At 65.7% G+C, this 22998-nt stretch carries 23 protein-coding genes, 1 tRNA gene and 1 pseudogene; 9 read left to right on the top strand and 16 right to left on the bottom strand.

The window, feature by feature from the left end; all coding sequences use genetic code 11:
• Positions 1–83 precede the first annotated feature (83 nt).
• Entirely contained in the window at positions 84–785 is a 702-nt protein-coding gene (locus ACIBI6_RS36915; RefSeq protein ID WP_396959597.1) for a DUF2334 domain-containing protein, read from the bottom strand.
• Positions 786–888: 103 nt separating this feature from the next.
• On the opposite strand from ACIBI6_RS36915, the gene ACIBI6_RS36920 reads away from it, so the two are divergent.
• Positions 889–1179, top strand: a complete 291-nt coding sequence (locus ACIBI6_RS36920) for a hypothetical protein (protein WP_364358502.1) — start codon at positions 889–891, stop codon at positions 1177–1179.
• Between the two features lies 1 nt (position 1180).
• Here the strand turns inward: ACIBI6_RS36920 and ACIBI6_RS36925 are convergent, their stop codons facing one another.
• The 3 genes from ACIBI6_RS36925 to ACIBI6_RS36935 all read right to left on the bottom strand — a co-directional run bounded on the left by ACIBI6_RS36925 (position 1181) and on the right by ACIBI6_RS36935 (position 4056).
• Positions 1181–1399, bottom strand: a complete 219-nt coding sequence (locus tag ACIBI6_RS36925) for a nitroreductase family protein (protein ID WP_364358505.1) — start codon at positions 1397–1399, stop codon at positions 1181–1183.
• 86 nt (positions 1400–1485) lie between these two features.
• The gene (locus tag ACIBI6_RS36930) at positions 1486–3675 is read right to left on the bottom strand and encodes a S9 family peptidase (RefSeq protein ID WP_364358507.1); all 2190 of its coding nucleotides are present in this window, start codon (positions 3673–3675) and stop codon (positions 1486–1488) included.
• Between the two features lie 9 nt (positions 3676–3684).
• On the bottom strand, positions 3685–4056 hold the full coding sequence (locus ACIBI6_RS36935; RefSeq protein ID WP_364358510.1) for a MerR family transcriptional regulator: 372 nt from the start codon (positions 4054–4056) through the stop codon (positions 3685–3687).
• Positions 4057–4241: 185 nt separating this feature from the next.
• On the opposite strand from ACIBI6_RS36935, the gene ACIBI6_RS36940 reads away from it, so the two are divergent.
• Both ACIBI6_RS36940 and ACIBI6_RS36945 read left to right on the top strand, forming a co-directional pair.
• Positions 4242–5330: an alkene reductase gene (locus ACIBI6_RS36940; RefSeq protein WP_396959601.1), complete on the top strand. Its 1089-nt coding sequence runs from the start codon at positions 4242–4244 to the stop codon at positions 5328–5330.
• Positions 5331–5371: 41 nt separating this feature from the next.
• A complete protein-coding gene (locus ACIBI6_RS36945; protein ID WP_364358516.1) occupies positions 5372–6415 on the top strand; it encodes a DUF2330 domain-containing protein in 1044 nt (347 codons plus the stop codon).
• Positions 6416–6417: 2 nt separating this feature from the next.
• Here the strand turns inward: ACIBI6_RS36945 and ACIBI6_RS36950 are convergent.
• The 5 genes and pseudogenes from ACIBI6_RS36950 to ACIBI6_RS36970 all read right to left on the bottom strand — a co-directional run.
• Positions 6418–6546 (bottom strand): annotated as a pseudogene (locus ACIBI6_RS36950) (esterase family protein); the annotation flags it as partial.
• 150 nt (positions 6547–6696) lie between these two features.
• Entirely contained in the window at positions 6697–7119 is a 423-nt protein-coding gene (locus ACIBI6_RS36955; RefSeq protein ID WP_396959603.1) for an HIT family protein, read from the bottom strand.
• 21 nt (positions 7120–7140) lie between these two features.
• Complete coding sequence (gene purB, locus ACIBI6_RS36960; RefSeq protein WP_364358522.1) at positions 7141–8562, bottom strand: adenylosuccinate lyase; 1422 nt, start codon at positions 8560–8562, stop codon at positions 7141–7143.
• Positions 8563–8722: 160 nt separating this feature from the next.
• Positions 8723–9433: a TetR family transcriptional regulator gene (locus ACIBI6_RS36965; RefSeq protein WP_364358525.1), complete on the bottom strand. Its 711-nt coding sequence runs from the start codon at positions 9431–9433 to the stop codon at positions 8723–8725.
• A gap of 143 nt (positions 9434–9576) precedes the next feature.
• Positions 9577–10743, bottom strand: a complete 1167-nt coding sequence (locus tag ACIBI6_RS36970) for a pyridoxal phosphate-dependent aminotransferase (RefSeq protein WP_364358528.1) — start codon at positions 10741–10743, stop codon at positions 9577–9579.
• A 132-nt stretch (positions 10744–10875) separates the two neighbouring features.
• Here ACIBI6_RS36970 and ACIBI6_RS36975 point away from each other — a divergent pair, with 132 nt between their 5' ends.
• On the top strand, positions 10876–11850 hold the full coding sequence (locus ACIBI6_RS36975) for a M23 family metallopeptidase (RefSeq protein ID WP_396959606.1): 975 nt from the start codon (positions 10876–10878) through the stop codon (positions 11848–11850).
• Positions 11851–12162: 312 nt separating this feature from the next.
• Here ACIBI6_RS36975 and purD read toward each other — a convergent pair whose 3' ends face one another.
• Positions 12163–13434, bottom strand: a complete 1272-nt coding sequence (purD, locus tag ACIBI6_RS36980) for a phosphoribosylamine--glycine ligase (RefSeq protein WP_364357415.1) — start codon at positions 13432–13434, stop codon at positions 12163–12165.
• 293 nt (positions 13435–13727) lie between these two features.
• Between purD and ACIBI6_RS36985 the strand changes: the two genes are divergently transcribed.
• The gene (locus tag ACIBI6_RS36985; protein WP_364357248.1) at positions 13728–14102 is read left to right on the top strand and encodes a PH domain-containing protein; all 375 of its coding nucleotides are present in this window, start codon (positions 13728–13730) and stop codon (positions 14100–14102) included.
• Here the strand turns inward: ACIBI6_RS36985 and ACIBI6_RS36990 are convergent.
• Positions 14090–15157, bottom strand: a complete 1068-nt coding sequence (locus tag ACIBI6_RS36990) for an alpha/beta hydrolase (protein ID WP_364357251.1) — start codon at positions 15155–15157, stop codon at positions 14090–14092. The genes ACIBI6_RS36985 and ACIBI6_RS36990 overlap by 13 nt on opposite strands.
• A gap of 113 nt (positions 15158–15270) precedes the next feature.
• On the opposite strand from ACIBI6_RS36990, the gene ACIBI6_RS36995 reads away from it, so the two are divergent.
• Complete coding sequence (locus ACIBI6_RS36995; protein WP_364357254.1) at positions 15271–15696, top strand: HIT family protein; 426 nt, start codon at positions 15271–15273, stop codon at positions 15694–15696.
• Between the two features lie 256 nt (positions 15697–15952).
• On the opposite strand, the gene ACIBI6_RS37000 is transcribed toward ACIBI6_RS36995, so the two are convergent.
• The 5 genes from ACIBI6_RS37000 to ACIBI6_RS37020 form a co-directional block, all read right to left on the bottom strand.
• Positions 15953–16882, bottom strand: coding sequence for a helix-turn-helix domain-containing protein (locus tag ACIBI6_RS37000; protein WP_396959609.1), 930 nt, complete (start codon positions 16880–16882; stop codon positions 15953–15955).
• Positions 16883–17091: 209 nt separating this feature from the next.
• A complete protein-coding gene (locus ACIBI6_RS37005) occupies positions 17092–18588 on the bottom strand; it encodes a HAMP domain-containing sensor histidine kinase (protein ID WP_364357260.1) in 1497 nt (498 codons plus the stop codon).
• On the bottom strand, positions 18585–19322 hold the full coding sequence (locus tag ACIBI6_RS37010) for a response regulator transcription factor (protein ID WP_364357263.1): 738 nt from the start codon (positions 19320–19322) through the stop codon (positions 18585–18587). Before ACIBI6_RS37010 ends, ACIBI6_RS37005 begins: the two co-directional genes overlap by 4 nt.
• A gap of 109 nt (positions 19323–19431) precedes the next feature.
• Entirely contained in the window at positions 19432–21009 is a 1578-nt protein-coding gene (locus tag ACIBI6_RS37015; protein ID WP_396959668.1) for a trehalose-6-phosphate synthase, read from the bottom strand.
• An 83-nt stretch (positions 21010–21092) separates the two neighbouring features.
• Complete coding sequence (locus tag ACIBI6_RS37020; protein ID WP_169338030.1) at positions 21093–21263, bottom strand: hypothetical protein; 171 nt, start codon at positions 21261–21263, stop codon at positions 21093–21095.
• Positions 21264–21451: 188 nt separating this feature from the next.
• Here ACIBI6_RS37020 and ACIBI6_RS37025 point away from each other — a divergent pair, with 188 nt between their 5' ends.
• The 3 genes from ACIBI6_RS37025 to ACIBI6_RS37035 all read left to right on the top strand — a co-directional run bounded on the left by ACIBI6_RS37025 (position 21452) and on the right by ACIBI6_RS37035 (position 22853).
• Positions 21452–22285: an alpha/beta hydrolase gene (locus ACIBI6_RS37025; protein WP_364357270.1), complete on the top strand. Its 834-nt coding sequence runs from the start codon at positions 21452–21454 to the stop codon at positions 22283–22285.
• A gap of 128 nt (positions 22286–22413) precedes the next feature.
• Positions 22414–22656 (top strand): MbtH family protein, encoded by a 243-nt coding sequence (locus ACIBI6_RS37030; RefSeq protein WP_011207082.1) that lies wholly within the window; start codon positions 22414–22416, stop codon positions 22654–22656.
• Positions 22657–22778: 122 nt separating this feature from the next.
• Positions 22779–22853 (top strand) — tRNA-Thr (locus ACIBI6_RS37035).
• Positions 22854–22998 lie beyond the last annotated feature (145 nt).

The following is a 22998-nucleotide window of genomic DNA, read 5'->3' on the forward strand; positions in this document are numbered from 1 at the left end:
CCGCCCGATCACGCCATTACGGGCGGCGGCGCCTCGTGTAGGCGGTGCCGACCACACCCCCACACGGCTTCGGGCAGACCTGATCAGGCCGCCTTGACGGCGGCGAACGGCTCCCAGCGGTACACCTCGCTGGACGCGCCGTGGAACAGCGCGAGATCGACCGCATCGAGCATCGCCTGCCGCGGACCGGAACGGCCGAGCTGAGCAGCGGAAACGGCCAAGCGCAGCACACCGCCGCGACGTGCGGTCCTGGCCGCACCGAGCACCAGCGCGCGGCACCACCACGGTTCGGCGCGGAAACCCTCGCCCATGCCGTAGACGCGCGCCTTCTGGGCGATATTGCGCTCGAGATCGAGAATCGAGGTCAGCCCGAGCGCGAGCCGGAAACCGGCCTCGGGCAGCGCCTCGATGGCGCCCGCCGAGGCATCCCAGCGCGGAGCCGCGAACAACCGGGTGCGCAATTCCACCTGCTCGAGCACGCGATCCGCCGCGGTCAGCCGCAGGCGCGCCTCGTGCCGGGGCAGGGTGGCGAATTCGGCTCGGCGCCGCTTGGTCGCCGCCTGGTCGTAGCCGTGCAGCACGATCGCATCACCGCGGGCCCGCCGGCCACGCAGCCATGCCTGCGTCGCCGGATCTTCCACCAGCCGGTAGCCGCCCTTCAACCGAGGCGCGATCAGCAGCGAAAGCCGCACATCGCGGCGATCCATTTCGGCCGCGAATTCGATAGCCGCGTCCCGCGTGGTGTCCCGGATCCCGGAAATCGACACGATCAGCTCAGCGTTCATGACCTCACGGTGCCAGCCGCAGATGTACTCGGCGTGCAGGGCGGATGACCCGCCGACGAACACTGCGTCACACCCGCGGCACATCTGACCTAAGATCTCCGGCGTGAAGACAGCCCTGCTCAGCGCTCTGTCAGTTCCACTCCTGCTCATCGCACCGGCGACCGCCCTAGCCGATCCGGACGCCCCCCAGATCTTCAGCCAAGACGAAACATGCACTGCGACACAGGGGTTCGTCAACCAGGTGCGCAGCCGCACGCCGGACGCGACGCCGGATCAGATCGCCGACGCCTATATCGCGATCATGGATGCGAACGGCGCATATCAGGGAATCGAGCAATACCGCGACAGCGATCGTGCGACGTTCCTGGACAACATGCGCACCTGCGGCCTCTGATTTACCACCGCTCCCAGTGCAGTACCTGCTCCCTCGGCACCCGGACCGCGGGTTTGAAGTCGGTGCCGAGGGTGTAGGCCAGCGGGATGAATGCCGCGAGCATCACCGTGTCGTACGGAATCCCCAGTGCCGCAGCTAGTTCGCGTTCCAGCGGCCCCTGCGCACTGGTCCAGGTGGTGCCGAGTCCGCGAGCGCGCGCGGCGAGCATGAAGCTCCACACCGCGGCGCCGCCAGCTCACGGCGCTGCTCGGCAAACTATTGGCCCCACCGGGTGAGCGGCCGGGGTGCACCGACCGCTCACCCGACCTACGCGTCGGCCAGGCCGAGAGTGCTCAGCAGCCAGGCGTATTCGAAGGCGACTTCCTTCCACTGCTCGTAGCGGCCGCTGACACCGCCATGGCCCGCACTCATTTCGGTCTTGAGCAGTAGCGGGGTGTCACCGGTCTTGGTCGCGCGCAGTTTGGCGACCCACTTGGCGGGTTCGACATAGAGCACGCGGGTGTCGTTGATGCCGGTGACCGCCAGGATGGCCGGGTAGTCCTTGGCTTCGATGTTCTCATAGGGCGCGTAGGACTTCATGTAGTCGTAGACGTCCTTGTCCGCCAATGGATTCCCCCACTCGTCCCATTCGATGACGGTAAGCGGCAGCGACGGGTCCAGGATCGAGGTGAGCGGGTCGACGAACGGCACGTTGGTCAGAATGCCCCTGAACAGCTCGGGCGCCATATTCGCCACCGCGCCCATCAGCAGACCGCCCGCGCTGCCGCCATCGGCGACCAGCCGGTCCGCCGAGGTGACACGGGTATCGATGAGATGCCTTGCGCAGGAGATGAAGTCGGTGAAGGTGTTCTTCTTGGTGCGCGTCTTGCCGTTCTCGTACCAGAGCCGCCCCATTTCACCGCCGCCGCGCACATGCGCCACCGCGAACACCATGCCGCGGTCGAGCAGCGAAAGCCGCGATAACGAGAAGGACGGATCAATAGGGGTCTCGTAGGAGCCATATCCGTACAGCAGCAGCGGTTTCGGCCCCGCGGGCAGCCCCTTCTTGCGCACCAGCGAGATCGGAATCCGGGTGCCGTCCGCAGCGATCGCCCAATCGCGTTCCTGCTCATAGTCGTTCGCGTCATAACCGCCGAGTACCGGCTGCTCCTTGCGCAGCAACAGCTCACCGGTGGCCGGGACATAGTCGAAGACCTGCATCGGTGTGATGAACGAGGTCAACCCGATCCGCAGCGTCGGCTGCTCCCACTCCGGATTGCGGCCGGAACCGACCGCGAAGAGTTCCAGATCGAACTCGAGTTCGCGCCGCTCGCCGTAGCCGGATTCGGTCAGCGGCCAAATGGCAATGCGGGGAAGGGCTTCGCGCCGATAGCTCAGCACCAGATGATCGGCGAACGGATCGATGTCCTCGAGCCGCACGTCGTCGCGGTGGCCGATCAGCAGCGTCATATTCGACGGATCCGATACCGGGGCCTCGGCGAGTACGAAGTTCTGCGCTTTCACCCCGTCCACGACGTCGTTGTGCAGGATCAGGAAACGGTCCTCACCGCCGACCACGGCATGGTCCACCGAGTACTCGACACCTTCGCGACGCGGAATAACGACCCGGAAATCCCCTTCCGGATTATCGGATTCGAGTACCCAGGCCTCGCTGGTGATCTTGGAGCCGAGCCAGATCATCAGGTACTTCTCCGAGCGCGTCGAGCCGATGCTCACCCAGTAGCGCTCATCGGGCTCGTGGAAGACCTTGACATCGTCATCCTTGGCCGTGCCGAGCCGGTGCCGCCACACGGTGTCGGGCCGCCAGGATTCGTCGACCGTCTGATAGAAGACGTGCGTGCCGTCCAGCGACCAGGTCGCGCCGGGTGCGGTGCCCGCGATCTCGTCGGCGAGCTCCTCCCCGGTGCGCAGATCCTTGAAGCGCAGCAGGTAGCGCTCGTCACCGCTGGTGTCGACCGAGTACGCGAGCAGGTTGCCGTCATGGCTGACCGAGAACGCGCCGAGCGTGAAGAAGTCGTGGCCCTCGGCGGCCTGGTTGCTGTCCAGCAGCACCTGCTCGCCGGGAATCTCGGTATCGGCCTCGAGTTGCGGCGGGGTCCAGGCGTCGATCCCCTCGGCTCCCGCCGGGGCAACGATGGGACAGCGGCAGTGCACGCCGTACTGTTTGCCCTCGAAGCTGCGCGAGTAGTACCAGTACTCGCCGATCCGGGTCGGCACCGACAGATCGGTCTCCTGGGTGCGCGCCTTGATCTCGTCGTAGAGCTTGTCCCGCAGCCCGCCCAGATGCGCCGTCTGCGCCTCGGTGTAGGCGTTCTCAGCCTCCAGATAGGCGATGACCTCGGGATTTTCCTTATCGCGGAGCCATTCGTACTCGTCGATGAAGACGTCGCCATGGTGCACCCGCTCGGTGCGCACCTGCTTGGCGACCGGGGCCGTCACCACGGCCGATTCATCACCCGGACCGGCGAGCGTTCCGGTTCCACTGTCGAGAGCCATGGGCCCACCCTACTGTTCGGGCTGCACACCGCCCGCCGCTCGGATGATCTCGTCGAGTACCGCGCCCGCCCGGTGCAGATCGGTCATGGCCTGGTCGATGCGGCGGCGCTCCTCGGCCAGCTTGTCCACCAGGAACGGTGTCGCCAGTTCGTTCGGCGTGCCATCTTCGTCGTGGATACACGGCAGCAGCTGGCTGACAGTATCGCTGCCGATGCCCGCGGCGAACATTTCACGAATGCGCAGCACCCGCGCGACCGCCGACTCCGGATATTCGCGCTGACCACCGGAGCTGCGCTCGGATCCGAGCATGCCCTTGGCCTCGTAGTACCGCAGCGACCGGACGCTCACCCCGGTCCGCTCGGCCAGCTCACCGATGCGCATATCTGTTCCGCCTTCCCGGACCTTTGCCGACAAGTGAGTGCAACGGAAGGCGCGCTGCGGGTCGGCGGCCACGCACGAAGAGCTGCTGGACGTTCCCGACGAGTTACCCATGCGCTCCCGAGATCAGCCGTTGCGGTGTCGAGCTTACTTGACCTCACATCGATGTCAGGTTTTATGGTGCCGTCATGCAGCTATTGAGCGAATATCGCAACAACGTTCTGGCCCTGCCCAATCACATCGTCATGTCACCGATGACCCGGTTGCGTTCGCATCCGGACGGTTCGCCGACCGCCGATGTGGTCGACTACTACGCGCAGCGGGCCACGGCCGGACTGATCGTGACCGAGGGCATCTGGCCGCATTCGACCGGCCAGAGCGAGGCCTGGGTGCCGGGCCTGCAGACCGGCCGCCATGTCGATGCCTGGCGGCAGGTCACCGAGGCGGTGCACGCGGCGGGCGGGCGGATCGTCGCACAGCTGATGCACGGTGGCCGGAAGGGACATCCGTTGGCGCGCGTCGACGGCTCGTGGCCGACCGGACCGTCGGCCGTAGTGGATGACGATCGGCCGCACCTGCTCGACGGCACCAAGGCCGATCCGATCACGCCGGGAGCGTTCAGCCGTGCCGAAATCGCCGCCGTGATCGAGCATTTCGCGGCCGCTGCCGCCAATGCGATCGCGGCGGGCTTCGACGGTGTCGAGATCCACGGGGCCAATAGCTATCTGCTGCACCAGTTCCTGGCCGACAACACCAATCTGCGCACCGATGAATTCGGCGGTTCGATCGAGAACCGCATGCGGGCGCCGCTGGCCATCGTCGACGCGGTCGTCGGTGCCGTCGGGCCGCACCGGACCGCAATTCGGCTATCGCCGGGCAACCCGCAGTTCAATATGTACGAGGCGGATCCGGCACCGCTGTACCGCACATTGGTGGCCGAGTTGGATCGCCGTGACCTTGCCTATCTGCATCTGACCGATAACGACGACTACCCGGCTCTCGCCGACCTGCGGCCGCGTTGGCACGGCACGCTCATCGCGAATATCGGTGAGAACCGCGAACCCACCACCGCGGTCGAGGCCGAGACGGTGCTGCAGCAGGGGCTCGCCGATCTGGTGTCGTTCGGACGCGCCTTCATCGCCAATCCCGATCTGGTGACACGGATTACCTACAATTTGCCGCTCGGTTCGATCCGCGAGGAACTGCTGTACGGGCGCGATGCGGCGGGTTACAGCGACTATCCACGCTGGGGGTTGCGCGAAACGCGGTGCGCCTGAGGTCCGGATGCACGGCCGCGCAGCCCACTAGGCTCGCGGCCATGCGCGCCACAATCGCAATTCGCCTGCTGGCCGTCACGGGGATGCTATTCGCCACCGCCGGAATCGGCACGCTCGCACCGGCGTCCGCATGCGCGTGCGGCGCAGTCGCCAATCCACCCGGGCATCCGGCGTCGGTGCGCGAGGAGACGGCGCTGGTCAGCTGGGACGGACAGCGCGAGACGATGCTCATGCGGCTCACGCTGAAATCCGGTACCGATCAGGCGGCGCTCATCGTGCCGACACCGAAACCGGCGACCGTCGCGGGTGGCTCGGCGGCGACCTTTACCGACCTGGCGAACTTGACCGCGCCCAAGGTTGTTACCCAGCGTCGATGGTTCGGCTCCGGTTCCAGCGACGCCGCGGGCGAGGGCGCTATGACCGCTGCCGGTGGCGGCCCGACCGTCCTCGATCGCGTGCAACTCGGCCCGCTCGAAGCAACCACCCTGTCCGGCGGCAACCTGGACGGCATTCGAAAGTGGCTGAGCGACAACGGCTACGAGATACGTCCCGAGGTGGTCACCACTGTCGAACCATATCTGCGCGAGGGCTGGTCCTTCGTCGCGATGCGCCTCACCAGCGCCCAACCACTCGATGGCGCAATAGATCCGGTGCGCCTGAGCTTCGATTCGGATCGTTTCGTCTATCCGATGCGCATGTCGAGCGCCGCCAAACAGGCCCAGTACGTGCACCTTTACGCGCTGAGCGAGCATCGTGTGCGCCGCAGCGATCCCGATGCCGCCGCCCAAAGTGTGCATGTCGACTTCGCAGGCCGGGTTGCCACATCGGATCCAGAACTCGCGGCGGTGACCACGAATGGCCGCAACTACCTGACCGAACTGCGGGTTTCGATCGACACCCCCGCGGATATCCGCTCCGACTTCGCCTTCGAGGCCGATGCCAGCGACGCGGAGGTCTACCAGACGATCCACCGAACCGAGGATGTTGAACTATTCGGCGTGCCCGCGGGCATCGTCATCCTCGGCACGGCATCCCTGGCCGCGATCGTCGTGGTCTTCGCCATCGTCCGGGTGCTGCGGACCTGACCTCAGGCTCCGATGCCCGGACCGATGGTCGACCAGGAGGCGTGCAGGGTGTCCTGCCAGTAGGGCCAGGAGTGGGTTCCGGTTGGGCTGTATTCGATCTCGGCCGGGATGCCGAGGGCGCGCAGCCGCCTGTTCGAATGGATGCGGCGGCGAGGATAGAGGCCGCATTACCGCCCATGGACAGGCCGCCGATGGCATTGACGCCATTGTCGTATCGGCGTCGATGATCAGCGGTAGCTCCCGCCGACTTTCACGCCGGCACCGCCCAACCCGGCGACGGCTCAGCGATCGAGCGCGCCGCGGATCGAACTCGCCAGATAGTCCAGGTCAGCGCGGCGCAGACTGGTCGGCCGCCCACGTAATCCGAACCCGTCACCGGGCGTCCGCGGAATGACATGCAGATGCACATGGAACACTTCCTGACCCGCGGTCACCCCGTCGGCCAAGAAGAAGTTGACTCCATCACACCCCACCTCGCTGGCCCGCAGCGCTTCGGCCAGCTTCTGCGCCACCTGGAACAACTTCCCCCCGACCACCGGATCCAACTCCGCCAGACTGCGCGCCGCAACCTTAGGCACCACCAGCAAATGCCCGGGCGTCATGGGCCGAATGTCCATGAACGCCACCACATCATCGTCCTCATACACCCAGCTGGCCTCGGCCCGCCCGGCCACAATGTCCCCGAAGATCGTGTACGGATTCACCCGATCACTATGGCCGGTCGGCTAGAGGATCGGGGACGGAGTGTAGCGAGCGGCGTCCGGATACTGGTCCACGAGCTTTTCGACGCCGGCCACCACATCCGAAACCTGAGCTTCTGCCGCGCCGATGAAGGCCGACTTGTCGGCCAGGGCGGCTTCCAATTCGGCACGGTCCAAGGGGAAGCGGGAGTCGGCGGCCAAGCGGTCCAGCAGGTCGGGTTCGCGGCCCTGTTCACGCATGGCGAGGGCGACGGCTACGGCGTGTTCCTTGATTACCTCATGGGCGGTTTCACGGCCCACACCGGCGCGCACGGCGGCGATAAGCATGCGGGTGGTGGCGAGGAAGGGGAGATAGCGGTCGAGTTCGCGGGAGATGACGGCGGGGTAGGCGCCGAATTCGCTGAGCACGGTTAGGAAGGTTTCGATCATGCCGTCGATGGCGAAGAAGGCATCCGGCAGCGCGACACGGCGCACCACCGAGCAGAACACATCGCCCTCGTTCCATTGCGCACCAGCGAGTTCGGCGGCCATCGAGGCATAACCGCGCAGCACCACCTGCAGACCGTTGACGCGCTCGCAGGAGCGGGTGTTCATCTTGTGCGGCATGGCGGAGCTGCCCACCTGCCCGGGCTGGAAGCCCTCGGTGACCAGCTCATGGCCCGCCATCAGCCGAATGGTGTGGGCGAACGACGACGGGCCCGCACCGACCTGAACGAGCGCCGAGAGCACATCGTGATCGAGCGAGCGCGGATACACCTGACCGACACTGGTGAGCACATTCGCGAAACCGAGATGCCGCGCGACCTGCTGCTCCAGCGTCGCCAGCTTGGCCGAATCGCCGCCGAGCAGATCGAGCATGTCCTGCGCGGTGCCCATCGGGCCCTTGATACCGCGCAGCGGGTAGCGGTCGATGAGCTCGCGCAGCCGGGTCAGCGCGATGAGCAGCTCATCGGCGGCGGATGCGAACCGCTTGCCCAGCGTGGTGGCCTGGGCTGCGACATTGTGCGAACGACCCGCCATCACCAGCGTGTGGTACTCGGCGGCCCGCTCGGCCAGCCGCGCCGCCACCGCGACACCGTGCGCATGCACATGCTCGAGCGAGAGCCGAATCTGCAACTGCTCGACATTCTCGGTGAGATCACGGCTGGTCATGCCCTTGTGCACATGCTCGTGCCCGGCCAGCGCGTTGAATTCCTCGATGCGCGCCTTCACGTCATGGCGAGTGACCCGCTCACGCTCGGCGATCGAGGCCAGATCCACCTGATCGATGACCCGCTCGTAATCGTCGATGACGCCCGCGGGCAGTCCGATGCCGAGTTCGGACTGCGCCCGCAACACCTCCAGCCACAGCCGCCGCTCGAGCACGATCTTGTTCTCGGGCGACCAGAGATGCACCAACTCCGGGCTGGCGTATCGAGTGGCAAGGACATTCGGGACGAGGCTCACGACTGCACCTCGCTAGCGCTCGGCTCCGTCGTACGCCTGGGCGCTGAGTTTTCGGTTCGCTCGCTGCGCTCCCTCACGACTGCACCTCGCTAGCGCTCGGCTCCGTCGTACGCCTGGGCGCTGTGTCTTTGGTTCGCTCGCTGCGCTCTCTCACGTGTTGTCAGTCTAGTGTCCGGAACCTGTCGACCTGCTGCGGCGTCTGTATCTGATGTGGCGCGAGCGGACCCTCTGTGGTTACCCGAGCTACCACCTCCGGGCCGGACGCTCGCACCGGGGGCGCGACGATATCGATGACCTCGAGCAACGCACCGCGCGCCATTCGCCTTGGCTCCGGGTCCATTTCGCTCAGCGCCGCGACCACGGCACCGTCGACCACCGCGACCATCCTGCGCAACTGCTCCGGTCGAACCGCCCGATCGGAGCGGCGCAGTACGTCGGCGAGTAACTCGTCCAGCTGTGCCCTTAGTCGGAGCTGCACTTCGCGCAGTTCCGGATGCCGCGCCGAGGCCACCGAACGTTCATAGCGTGCGATGAGCTGTCCGCGTGCGCCCTCGTCGCTGCCGTCCGACCCCACCAACAGGTCCAACACCAGATCGACGGTCGCCTCCGAGCCGCGTCTGCGGTGGCTCACCTCGCCGACCCGACGCCGCATCGCGTCCAGTTCCGCATTGCCGCTGAATTCGACCGCTCGCGCGATCAGATCATCGAGCGACTCGAAGTAGTACGTCGTCGACGCCAGCGGAAGGTCGGCGCGCGTCGCGACCGAGCGATGCCGCACCGCATCGAATCCGCCTTCGAGTAACAACTCGGCGGCGGCCGCTACCAAAGCCTGGCGACGCCGTTCGCCTTTCGGGGTCGTCGCGGTTATCACCGTGCCATCGTGCCAGTCATCATCAGTTCATCCGTGCGAAATCAGAGAGGAAACCCAGAGAGTGAAAACCCAGCCATCGTTGTTTTACCGCATCTGCTCGTTCAGGGTGCCGAACTGTGCAAACTCATTGTCCGACAGCATGATCAACCACGCAGATAGTGACCCAGCCGAACGAGTGCCGCCTCGATGTCCGCGGTAGCGCCGGCGAAGGAGATCCGTACCGTCCGGTTCCCCGCCGCGGTATCGAAGTCGACTCCGGGGGCCAACGCGACTCCGGTGTGGTCGAGCACCGAGGCGCACCACTTCCTCGAATCATCGGTGAGATGGCCGATATCGGCGTAGGCGTAGAAGGCGCCGTCGGCCGGGGCCAGCTCGGTAATGCCGAGCTTCGGCAACCCCTCCAGCAGCAGTTGCCGATTCACCGCGTAGCGGCGGACGTGACCGTCGAGCTCCTCCTTGGCCTCGGCGCCGAACGCGTGCAGCGCCGCGAACTGCGAGACCGCGGGCGGACACACGGTCATATTGGACGCGAGCCGTTGCAGCGCGGGCCGCAAACCGCTCGGCACCAGCATCCAGCCGAGCCGCCAGCCGGTCATCGAGAAGTACTTCGAGACCGAACCGATGACCACGGATTCGCGCGAGGTCTCCCAGGCCGACGACGTTCGGCCAACGCTGAGGCCCTGGTAGGTGATGCCGTGGTAGATCTCGTCGGAGATCAGCAGAGTGCCGTGCGCATCGCACCAGCGGGCCAGTGCGGAGAGCTCATCGGGATCGATCATGGTGCCGGTCGGGTTGGCCGGACTGGCCACGATCAGGCCGGCGGGAGGTTCCGGCAGCGCTTCCAGCATGGCGACCGTCGGCTGGAATCGGGTTTGCGCACCGCAATCGAGTTCGACCACGCGACAACCAAGCGCGGTGAGGGTGTTGCGGTAGGCCGGATATCCGGGCCTGGCCACCACGACGGTATCCCCGACATCGAACGCGGCCAGGAAGATTAGGGTGAATGCGCCGGAGGATCCGGTCGTCACCACGACGTCATCGGGTTCGACGGCGTATCCGTAGGTATCGCGGTGGTGTTCGGCGATCGCCTCGCGCAGCGGCAGAATGCCGAATGTCTCTGTGTAACCGAGCAATTCGGCATCGATCGCCGCCTTCGTCGCACGCAGCACCGGGGCTGGTGCGGGCGTCGAGGGCTGCCCGGCCGCCAGCACCAGCACATCGCCGTGCGTCCTGGCACGTTCCGCGGCGGCTTTCCAAACATCCATCACGTAGAAAGGTGGAATGGTCGACCGGCGAGATTCTCTGGACACCCGACGTACGGTAGACGGTCCCGCAGGTCGAGTGGGCGCCGATACTCGGCTTTTGTCGACAGGTAGCGAAATGCGACCCACCGCGTGTTTCGGCATGTGTGCGGCATGCGGTACGGGTTATGGTCGGCGTTAATGCTTGACAAGGCTCGCCGGGCGCGGCTGGACCGAGTACCCGGGGTGGGTGGCATCGGTGTCATTCCCCCCGATTGGCGTGCCAAGTTGCGGGAGCGGCGCGAGTCCGAGCTGCGTCGGCGAGCGCACGAGGTGTTCGGCGAGTGCAGGGAAGGCCTGGTCTGGCTGCGTCGGCAACCACCGCCCGACCTGCGCGCGCTGTGGCAGGACCGACCCAAACCCGACTACCGCGCGTTATCGCGCAAGCACCGAATCCTGATCGCCGGGGTCTGTGTCACCGCCGTATTCGCGGCCGCGGATTCCGCGTTCGACTGGGGCATCACCGATCGCACGCCCGGCCCGGACGAGTCCCAACGCGTCGCCTTCGCCTATCCACAGCAGATGCAGTCGACACCGCCGTCGGTGAAGCGCTATCTGAATGCCATCGCCAACGGTGAGCGCATCCGTGAGCAGGAGGTCGTGGCGTCCGCGGCACGCGCGACGTTGGAACGTGCCAAGGCCGAGGCGGCCGCGGCCGTGTCCGGCGAGTACCAGCCGTGGCTGGCGGGCAGCGCGCCGGTCACCGCTGGCTCGGTGCTGCCCGGCATCACCAGTATGGTTTTGCCGACGCGCGGCACATTCACCTCCGGATTCGGTTCGCGCTGGGGCACTTTCCACAACGGAATCGATATCGCGGGGCCGATCGGCACACCGATCTATGCCGTTGCCAGCGGCACCGTCATCGATGCGGGACCGGCGCAGGGCTTCGGGCTATGGGTGCGCATCCGGCACGATGACGGCAGCATCACCGTCTACGGCCATATGTACGACTTCTTCGTCTCGGTCGGCGAACGTGTTCCGGCGGGTATGCAGATCGCCCGCATGGGTAACCGTGGTGACTCCACGGGACCGCATCTGCACTTCGAGGTCATAGTCAACGGACAGCACGTCGATCCGCAGCAGTGGTTGGCGGTGCACGGGCTCACGTTCGCCTGAGTTGTTGGCCGCGCCTTCGGCGCGGCGTGTTCGCGGCCCCCTGGTGTCTCGCGTCCGAGCCGTCGAGACTCGCGACTACGTCGCATGCGCTTCGACGACTCGGACGCGAGACGGGCCGCGAACCTCGCTCGTAAGACTCGCTCCGTTGTGGTTACGGAGGCGGGGAGCGATCGGCACCTGATGCGCGCGTGCTGGACGGTCGAGTCCTGCGACTGTGTCACACGCGTTTGAACGGCTCAGACGCGAGACGGGCCGCGAACTCCTCGCTCGTAAGACTCGCTCGCTGATGGTCGTTAGTGCCGGTTTGTCCCGTCAGACCGAAATGCGATCCTCGACCGCGGCGAGGCCGATGTCGGTGCGAAAGTGGCTGCCCGGCAACTTGATCGAGGCAATGCGGTCGTAGGCGTGCGCGCGAGCCTCGGCCAGATCCGCGCCGACGCCGACGACGCTCAGCACGCGACCGCCCGCGGAGACCAGTGCTCCGTCCTCGCGCGATGCGGTTCCCGCATGTAGCACGGCGGACGTGTCGTCGGTAGTGCCCTCGCCCGCTCCGGTGATCACATCACCGACGCGGGGATGACCCGGGTAGTTCTCGGCGGCGATCACGACTGTGACGGCCGAACCGACGCGCCAACGCGGTGCGGCGACCTCGGCGAGCGTGCCGGTCGCGGTGGCGTTCAGCAATTCGCCGAGCGGACTCTCCAGCAGCGCGAGCACGGCCTGGGTCTCCGGATCGCCGAAGCGACAATTGAATTCGACGACGGCGGGTCCGGCGGCACCGATCGCCAGCCCCGCGTACAGCAGACCGGAGAAGCCGCAGCCACGCCGCACCAACTCCGCCGCGACGGGCTTCACGACATCCTCGACGATCGCGGTGACCGTCTCCTCCGGCAACCACGGCAGCGGCGTGTACGCACCCATACCGCCGGTATTCGGCCCGGTATCGCCGTCGCCGACGCGCTTGTGATCCTGCGCGGGCAGCAGCGGCACCACAGTTTCGCCGTCGACCAGGCAGAACAGCGAAACCTCGGGCCCGTCCAGGAAGGATTCCAACAGCACCGGATGGCCCTGCTCGAGCAGTTCGGCACCGTGGTCGCGGGCCGCAAGCCGGTCGGCGGTCACCACCACACCCTTGCCCGCGGCCAGGCCGTCGTCCTTGACCACCCAGGTGGGGCCGAACCGGTCCAGCGCGGCATCGAGTTCAGCAGGATTGTCCACAATCTCGCTGTGCGCGGTGCGAACCCCGGCGGCGGTCATGACATCCTTGGCGAACGCCTTCGAACCTTCGATGCGCGCGGCCGCGGCCGACGGACCGAAGCATGCGATACCCGCGGCCCGGACCGCATCGGCGACGCCGAGCACCAGCGGCACCTCGGGTCCGATCACCACCAGGTCCGCGTCCAGCTCGGTAGCCAGCGCGACAACCGCCTCTGCCGAGGACGGATCAACCGCTCTGACCTGCGCGTACTGGGCGATACCGGCATTGCCCGGCGCCGCGAACAACGCGGTCACCGCGGGGTCCCGGCGCAGGGCCAGGACGAGGGCATGTTCACGGGCTCCGGAACCGATGACGAGTACGCGCACGGGCAACAGCTTAGGGTGTGCCGAACTCGCCCCGACCAGTAGTCCGCGCACCCGATACTCGGGGTTCATCGGCCGTGCACCCCGCACCCGCCGATCCTGGCAGGCGGTACCGATTTCTGCCGCCGCCCATCCCGATAACCACTGGTGGGCGAGCGAGCGATGACTGATTTCGTAAGCACATGGGTAACTCGTCGGGCACGCCCAAAAGCCGACCGCCCGGTTACCGCCGGCCCGTATTGTGGATATCGAGGCACCGGACGACCGGCAAAATACGCGGAGAGGCGGGGGAGTCTATGGGTCTGATCGACGGACTGATGGGCAATGCCGGACGGATCGATCCCGGTAAGGCGCAAGAGGAATACGCGAGACTAATGGGCGGCGGTGAGCAGGTTTACGCCGCGTATCTGCTTGTCCGCGATGCGATTCTGTTCACCAACAAGCGTCTCATCCTGGTCGACAAGCAGGGGGTCACCGGCCGCAAGGTGAGCTATCACAGCATCCCCTACCGCGCCATCACCCACTTCTCGGTGGAAACCGCGGGCACCTTCGACCTCGATGCCGAACTCTGCATCTGGATCTCCGGCACCCATGAACCCGTGCAGAAGCGATTCAACCGTCAGGTCGACATCTACGAAGTGCAGAGCATTCTGTCGCACTACATCGCCTGACCACTGAGCCCGCTGGTTATCACCGGACGGACCCGGGTCAGCAGCAGTTCGAGAAACTGTTCGGGCTGCCAGAATGCCGCGAAGTGGTTGGCGTCCGCGATCACCGCGAACTCCTTGTACGGCGCCTCGACATCGTCGAAGTAGCGGCGTGCCCTGGCCGCTGGCATCAAGCTGTCGTGTTCGCCCTGAAAGATGAAGAACGGCAACTCGAATCGCGTGCCGTCGCGCCAGGCATCGAAGTGCACGGATTCGACGCCGACCTGAGCGGAGAACTTCATACCGTCCGCACCCACCTTCAGATCACGCAGCCGATGCAGTGGCGAGAACCACATCGAGGGCATGATCAGCTTCTTCAGGACCTCGGTGAGCATGGGATCCGAGCTCGTCGCCAATTTCGCGTGCAGACCCCATTGCTCGGCGGTCCATCGCGTGGCATCCGGTCCCATTTCCTCCAATTTCGCTGCGGCGGCGCGCTTTCCGGATTCGCGCAGCCGTCGCACAACCGCGAAGAATGCGCTCTCGTCGGGCTCGCCGCCGGTGATGTTCTGGTCAGTGCCGACATAGGCCGAGTACAGCTCGGGATGGTTGCGGGCCAGGCGAAGTCCCAGGACCGAACCGAAGGAGGCGGCCAGCAACACCACCTTGTCGGCGTGCAGCCGGTCGCGCACGTAGTGGGTGACCTCGAGTGCGTCGGCGTAGAGCTGGCCGAAGGTCATCTCCCCTTGCGCGCCGCGACCGAAAGTCTTTCCCGCGCCACGCATATCCCACCGGACGATCGTGAAGTGCTTTTCCCAAGCCCGAGTTCGATGGGCGAAGTAGGTGTTCGAGGCGCCGGGGCCGCCGTGCAATTCCAGCAGCACCGGGTTGGACCGGTCCTCGCCGCGGATTTCGACCCACTGCTCGATGCCACCGATGGTGACGAAGCCCGCCTCCGAGATTCCGTTCGGGGTGTCGATCCGGAGCGCCCGAGCATTGCCGCGGCGACGCATCTGACGGTGGGTGAGCAGACCTGCGGGGGCGGCGGCTGCTGCGGCGGCAAGGGCAATGGTGATCATGTCGTTCCTAAACTGTGTCCGTCGGAAACTGATATGTGTACGATAGACACAATTCCGGGGCGACGTCAACACCGGAACGGCCGCTCGGGACCGCTCGGCGTAGCCTGCGGTACATGGCTTCTGTTTTCAGCGCGATCATCGAAGGCCAGCTGCCGGGCCGTTTCGTCTGGGAGGACGACGAATTCGTCGCATTCCTCACCATCGCCCCGGTAACGCAAGGGCACACACTGGTTGTCCCCCGCAAGGAGATCGATCAGTGGCAGGACGTCGACGCCGACACCTTCGCGCGGCTCAACGGCGTCGCGCAGAAAATCGGCCGAGCGGTCCGCCACGCCTGGGACGCACCCCGCGCCGGCCTACTCATCGCCGGCCTGGAAGTCCCCCACCTGCACGTCCACGTTTTCCCAGCCTTCACCATGGGCAACTTCGACATCTCCGGCGCCAACCCCCACCCCACCCCCGAATCCCTCGACGAAGCCCAAACCAAAATCAAAACCGCCCTCCGCGACTTGGGCTACGGATCCAACGTTCCCGATTGATCAGGCGTCGCTTCGGTGTGCCGGATGGGTCGATCCAGGCCGTATGAGTGTCGCGGAACGCGGACGGTCGCCGCATCCGGCGCGTGTCGGCCTTCGATTCCGAAGACCACCTCGGCGACGCGCCAATAGTTGGACGGGACCAGTCGGCCAGAAGCCACGGCCGTGAGCGTGCCGTCTGCCGCCTCATCCAGCTCGTCGGCCGCTAAGCCCAGGTTCATATTCGCCGTAGCGATTCGGCGCGTCGGCGCGGTCACACCTAATCGCCCGCGCTCATGTCTGGATCGACGCGACGCAGCGCTGATGCCAACCATTCGGACCGGCGGTGTTCGGCTGGCATCACTGCCAGCCCGTTTGTCGCCTCGCCTATCGCTTCGGCCGTATGCCCCAGCAGCGCCAGCACACCGCCACGCTGCACAGCCCCGAATCCGGTGCTCCACCAATACATCGACGCGGGGGGCTCAGCACCCTCCGCCGCTTCCGCCGCCGCATCGGCCACGGCCAGCGCGCGTTGTGCTTCGACCTTCTCTCCGTGCGCGGCCAATAGCTCGGCTCGCCGCATTCGCCCATAGGCCGTAATGACAGGGTGCGCGTCCCGTACCGCCAGCGCGGCGTCCGACAGTGCGAGGACTTCGTCATATTTCCCCGCGCTCATGGTCACGTAGCCGAGGAAGCCCAGGCTGTGGGCAAGCCGGTCCGGGTCGCGAGACTCCTCCGCCAGGCTCACAGCGGTGCCGAGGCTACGCCGGGCAGCGGCATCAGCTCCGATCGCGTGCTCCAGCCACCCGCGATACTGCGTGATCTCCGACGCGAGGGACGCCGCATTACTCCGTCCCACACGCGCCTCACCGGCAAATGTCTCGGTCATCTCGGCCATGCCCCGGACGGCGGGCAGAACTGTCAAAGCCCCTGCCGCGTCCTCGAATCGGCGCGTAGCCGCCAACATCACCGCCACGTCGGACAAGGCGGTGATGTCCACGCTGGCTGGTGCTCGCGCCACCGCCGTCAGCCGCTCCAAGTCCGCGTCGAGCACCCTTTCGTAGGCAGCGACGACACCGGCAGGTACCGGGCGCTGGCCGGTCTCGATCAGCGACAGGTATGCCCTGCTGTAGTAGCTCCGCTCGGCCATCGCGCGCAGCGAGATACCCGCCGCCTCGCGAGCGGCGCGCATCAGCGCACCGGGTTCCATAAGACCAGCCTAACGCGCACAGTCCGCTGGTAGACGCTGTAGACGCGTGTGGACACCGAACTGGTCCGTTCCCGAAAGCCGCACGCCTAGCGTGTTTTTCAGCCCCACCGCCGGGGAGATGCCGTGGCCTCATCGATGAACTGACGACCCTTCGTCTACAAGGCAAGTGCTCACAACCGGACCCGGGTGCCCCATAGCAGTGCCGTCGCTCAGCGATTTTCGCGGGGGAGGCGGACGGTGAAGGTGGTGCCTTCATCCTCGGCACTTTCGACACTCACTGTGCCGTTGTGGGCGTCGACGAGGGCTTGCACGATGGACAGGCCCAGGCCGGTGCCGCCGCTGGCGCGCGTGCGGGAGGTGTCGGTGCGGTAGAAGCGTTCGAAGATGCGCTCGGCTTCCTCGGACGGTAGGCCCTGGCCGGTGTCGGCGACTTCGAGCAGGACCTCGTCGTCGGTGGGGGTCAGCCGGACCGTGACGTCGGCGTCCGGAGGTGTGTGCGTGAGTGCGTTGTTGAGCAGGTTGGCCAGTATCTGACGCAGCCGCGCTTCATCGCCGACTACTTCCAATGTTCCTGTGCCCGAACAGATTTCCAGTTCGACCGAGCGTTGCGAACCGTCGTCGTCATTGGCCGCGGCGACTGCGCGGGCATTGTGCACGGCATCGCTGGCGAGGGCGAGCAGGTCCACCGGACCCAGTTCCAGTGGACGCTGCGCGTCCAATCGGGCCAGCATCAACAGATCCTCGACCAACAGCCCCATGCGCTGGGCCTCGTGTTCGATGCGGTCCATGAACATGGCCGGATCCGCGGTCGCACCTTGCCGATACAGTTCAGCGAAGCCGCTGATGGTGGTGAGTGGGGTGCGCAGTTCATGACTCGCGTCGGCGACGAAGCGGCGCATCTTCGCCTCGGAGCGCCGGGCCGCCGCCTCGGACGCTTCCGTCGCGGCGAAGGCTCGCTGGATCTGGGCCAGCATGCCGTTGAGCGATTGGGACAGCCGGTCGACCTCGGTGTTGGTGCCGCGCACCGGAACTCGGCGATGCAGATCACCGGCGGCAATGGCGGCGGCGGTCTTCTCGACCGCGCGCAGCGGCCGCAGACTGCGTCGGATCACGAAGTAGGCGAGCACCGCCAGCGCAGCGAGCACCGCGGCGCCGACCATGAGCTGCAACATGATCAGCCGATTGACGGTGTCGATGTTCTCGGTGAGCGGTATCGCGACCGTCGTCGTCGTATCGGGTGAAACCGCCGTCATGGTCCGCCATTTGACCGTCGAGCCGCTCTTGGAACCGACGGTCACCGGTTTAGTGAGTACCTTGCTACCCGGCGGATCCGTGTTCGGCCGCGCATCGGTCAACCGCGGCAGCTCGGGCTCGGCCTCCTCATTGAACGGCCTGGTCTCGAGATAAACGGTGCCGTTGCCGCCGGGGGTCGGCTCGATGTGCACATAGAAGGTGCTGGACGGATGCGGCGGATTCGACGGAGTCGGCGGCCGCGGCCGCGACCACGCCATCACCGCATCGCGAAGCTGCTGATCGGTGCGGTGCAGCAGCGAATTCTCCAGCGCCGAGGTGACGACCGTGCCGGAGGCGAACAGGCCGAGCGCGGAAAGCAGCACCAGCGCGAGCACGAGCGTCACCCGCAGCGGAATCGCCGAAGAGGCACGTGCCAGTCTGCGACGGGTCTGTTCGATTCGGGAAGTGATCATTTCTCGGACTGGCGCGTGCGATTCGGCGCGCGCATCACATAGCCCACACCACGCAGCGTATGAATCAAACGCTGATCACCCGTGTCGACCTTTTTGCGCAGATACGAGACATAGGTTTCGACCACGCCGACCTCACCCCCGAAGTCATAGCGCCACACATGGTCCAGGATGCGGGGCTTACTCAACACCGTCCCGGCATTGACCATGAAATACCGCAGCAGGGTGAATTCGGTGGGCGACAACGCGACCGGCACGCCCGCCTTCCACACCTCGTGCGTATCGTCGTCGAGTTCGATGTCCTCGAACCGAATTCGCGAACTTTCGCGCTGCGGGGCGGTATGACCGAAGCGGCGCAAGACAACTCGCAGCCGGGCAACCACTTCCTCGAGGCTGAACGGCTTGGTGATGTAGTCGTCGGCGCCGAGGGTGAGTCCGGCGACCTTGTCCTGCACATCGTCGCGCGCGGTCAGGAACAGCACCGGTGCGTCGATGCCATCGGCGCGCAGTCGGCGCAGCAGCCCGAAGCCGTCCATGCCGGGCATCATCACATCGACGATCAGCGCCTGCGGTCGGAAGGTGCGCGCCTTGTCCAGGGCCTGCGCCCCGTCGATAGCAGTATCGACCGCGAACCCCTGATAGCGCAGGCTCACCGACAGGAGCTCCACGATCATGGGTTCGTCGTCCACCACCAGCACCCGGGCCTCGGGCGTGGACTCCGCAGGCGCACCACTCATTGCTTCATAGTCCGGCAATCGACTGGGAACTGTCTGGACCTTACCTGGGCGATTCCTGTGAATGGTGTGTTCAATTGCCGCTCGTATGACTCACTCCGTCGTGGGTGCGTCAGCGACGGGGAGCTCGCGACTCCGGGTACACATCGTCGTCGGTGAGTAGCGCGCTGCCCGCGACCTGATCCTGTGCCAGCGCCTCCAGGAACGCTCGCGCCCAGCGGTCCACATCATGCGCGAGCACCTGACGGCGCAAGGAGCGCATTCGGCGGCGACGCGTATCGCGGTCGTCCTCCAGCGCGGAGATGACGGCATCCTTCACGCTGTTCAGATCGTGCGGGTTGCACAAATACGCCTGACGCAATTCGGCTGCGGCGCCGGTGAATTCGCTCAACACCAACGCGCCGTTGAGACCACTGTGACAGGCGACGTACTCCTTGGCGACCAGGTTCATCCCGTCGCGCAGCGGCGTCACCAGCATGACATCGGCGGCCACGAAGAAGGCGACGAGTTCGTCGCGCGCAATCGGGCGGTGCAGATAGTGCACGACCGGATATCCGACCCTGGCGAATTCGCCGTTGATCCGGCCGACCTGGCGTTCGATATCGCCGCGCATCTGGATATAGCTCTCGACCCGCTCACGGCTCGGGGTGGCCAGCTGCACCATGACGGTATCGGCGGGATCCAGCCTGCCCTCCAGCAGCAACTCCTCGAGCGCGGCGAGACGGATATCGATGCCCTTGGTGTAGTCCAAGCGGTCGACGCCGAGCAGGATATTTTTCGGATTGCCGAGTTCGGCACGGATTTTCGCGGCGCGCTCCCGGACCGAACGGCGGCGCGAATGCTCGTCGAGTTCGGCCGAGGCGATCGAAATCGGGAACGCGCCGACTCGGACCGTGCGGAAGCCCACCTGCACCACGCCGAGCTTGGAGCGCACACCGACGGTGCCGCGCGAGGTGGGCTGTCCGGCCAGTCTGCGGGCCAGGTAGAGGAAGTTCTGCGCGCCGCCGGGCAGGTGGAAGCCGATCAGGTCGGCGCCGAGCAGACCCTCGATGATTTCGGTCCGCCACGGCATCTGCATGAACAACTCGACCGGCGGGAACGGAATGTGCAGGAAGAATCCGATGGTGAGATCGGGCCGCAGCATGCGCAGCATCTTCGGCACCAATTGCAGTTGGTAGTCCTGTACCCAGACGGTCGCGCCTTCGGCGGCGACCTTCGCGGTGGCCTCGGCGAAACGCCTGTTCACCGTGACATAGGCGGCCCACCAGGCCCGATCGTAGACCGGGCGCACGATCACGTCGTGGTACAGCGGCCATAGCGTGCCATTGGAGAAGCCCTCATAATACTCGGAGACTTCCTCCGCGGACAGCGGCACCGGATGCAGTTCGAGGCCGTCTTCGATGATCGGATCGATATCCACATCCGGAACGCCGGCCCAGCCGACCCAGGACCCCTTGTTATTGCGGAGTACCGGCTCCAGCGCGGTCACCAGACCGCCCGGACTGCGCTTCCAGCGGGTGGAACCGTCGGGCAGCTTCTCCAGGTCGACCGGCAGCCGGTTGGCGACGACGACGAAGCCGGAACCGGCCCCGTTCACGTCGGCGAGGGCGGAGGGGACCACCGTGGTGTCGGGTTCGGATGGGGGCTCTAGAAAGGCGTGTTCGGAGTCCTCGGACGGCTGTTGGGTCATCTGGTCCACTCACGCATCCTTTGCGCGTCGCTGTTCCCGTTGAAGTTATGAGATAGTCGACGGCCCCGTTGACGTCGAGGTGGTTACTCGCCCCGAGAGTTAGGCCCGATGCCCAGCATCGACAGCAGCATCCGGCATTCGTCGGCATCCTCCGCGTAGGCCGCGACAACTCGCTGCGCCTGACGGGCGGTCTCGTCGGCGAGTGGTTCCAGATCGTCGTCCGCGATGTCGTTCGCGCTGCTCTTCGCGGCCATCTTGTTGTCCTCCCGGCTCAGTACGCTCGTACGTGCGAATATTCAATGGTATCTGGCCACCATCGAGGTGTGTCGCACCCGGATATGGGTGACCTCCGACACGTTCGGCGTCATACCCTTCGCTTGTTCGTCGAAAACCGGAGCCCGATACCGTTGGAACGCAGCACCAACTCCACGAAAGGGTCGATATGCCGCTGGCCACGGTGAACGGAATTTCACTCAACTACCAGGTCAAGGGCGACCGAGCCAAGGGCACGGAGGGGAAGGGCGCGGGTCCGCTGGTCGTCATGATCATGGGCACCGGCAGCCCAGGCCGGGTCTGGGAGTTGCATCAGGTCCCGGCGCTGGTCAAGGCGGGATATCGGGTCTGCACTTTCGACAATCGCGGCATCAAACCGTCCTATGAGGCGGCCGAAGGGATGACCATCGATCAACTGGTCGGGGATACCGCCGGACTCATCGAACTGCTCGACGAGGGTCCGGCACTGGTGGTCGGCACTTCGATGGGCGCGCGGGTGGCCCAGGAACTCGCGCTGGCGCGTCCGGAATTGGTCCGCAAGGCCGTATTCATGGCCGGACACGGCCGCCTCGACCAGTTCCAGAAGACGCTCTCGCTCGGCGAACACGAACTCGACGCCAGCGGGGTCAGCCTGCCCGCGAAGTACGAGGCCGCCGTGACCGCGGTGATGAATATGTCGCCCGCGACCATGGCCGATCCGAACGCCGCCCGCGACTGGCTCGATCTGTTCGAATTCACCGGTGGTGCGGTGACGCCCGGGATCCGCGCCCAGCGCCGGATGGACCACGATTTCGACCGGGTGCAGGCCTACCGCGGCATCAAGGTGCCGTGCCTGGCCATCGGATTCGCCGACGATCGGATGATTCCGCCGTATCTGTCCAGGGAGGTTGCCGAGGTCATTCCTGGTGCGCGTTACCTGGAAGTTCCTGATGCGGGGCACTATGGCTATCTAGAGCGTCCAGAAGCGGTGAACAAGATCCTGCTCGATTTCTTCGCGGCCTGAGGTAACCGCCTACGCGTAACGTCTACCTTGCTAGGGTCGACACAACGCTCGGGGACCTTCCGGCGCTCGACAGCGTTGGACGAGCCAAGGGCGATCCCGTACATGCGCCAGTATCCAGTGAGGTGAAATTGAGCACCAACCCCTTCGATGACGAAGACGGCCGCTTCTTCGTTCTGGTCAACGATGAGGAACAGCATTCGCTGTGGCCGGCCTTTGCGGAGGTTCCGGCCGGATGGCGAGTCGTTTTCGGCGAGGACAGCCGCGCCGCGTGCGTGGAGTACGTCGAGAAGAACTGGACCGACATGCGTCCGAAGAGCCTGCGTGACGCCATGGCCGCCGATGACGCGGCCCGTCAGGGCGCCCAGTCCTGACGCGCGGTATCCGATACTGCGCCGGGCTCACAGCTGAACCGTCACTGCGTGACACCGCATAGCCGGTGTCACGCAGCTGGCGTGCCCGGTTATGATTGGCACCGTTTTGTAAGACACCGTCCGCCTCCTTAGCTCAGTGGTAGAGCACTCGCCTTGTAAGCGAAAGGTCGTCAGTTCAATCCTGACAGGGGGCTCCATTCCAGCCGCTACGCGGCTGAGCTCAGCGGCAGAGGCCCTGCCGTTCGTGTAAGCGAAAGGTCGTCAGTTCAATCCTGACAGGGGGCTCCATTCCAGCCGCTACGCGGCTGAGCTCAGCGGCAGAGGCCCTGCCGTTCGTGTAAG

Origin of the sequence: Nocardia sp. NPDC050412 (assembly GCF_044458825.1) — a bacterium.
GTDB lineage: Bacteria > Actinomycetota > Actinomycetes > Mycobacteriales > Mycobacteriaceae > Nocardia.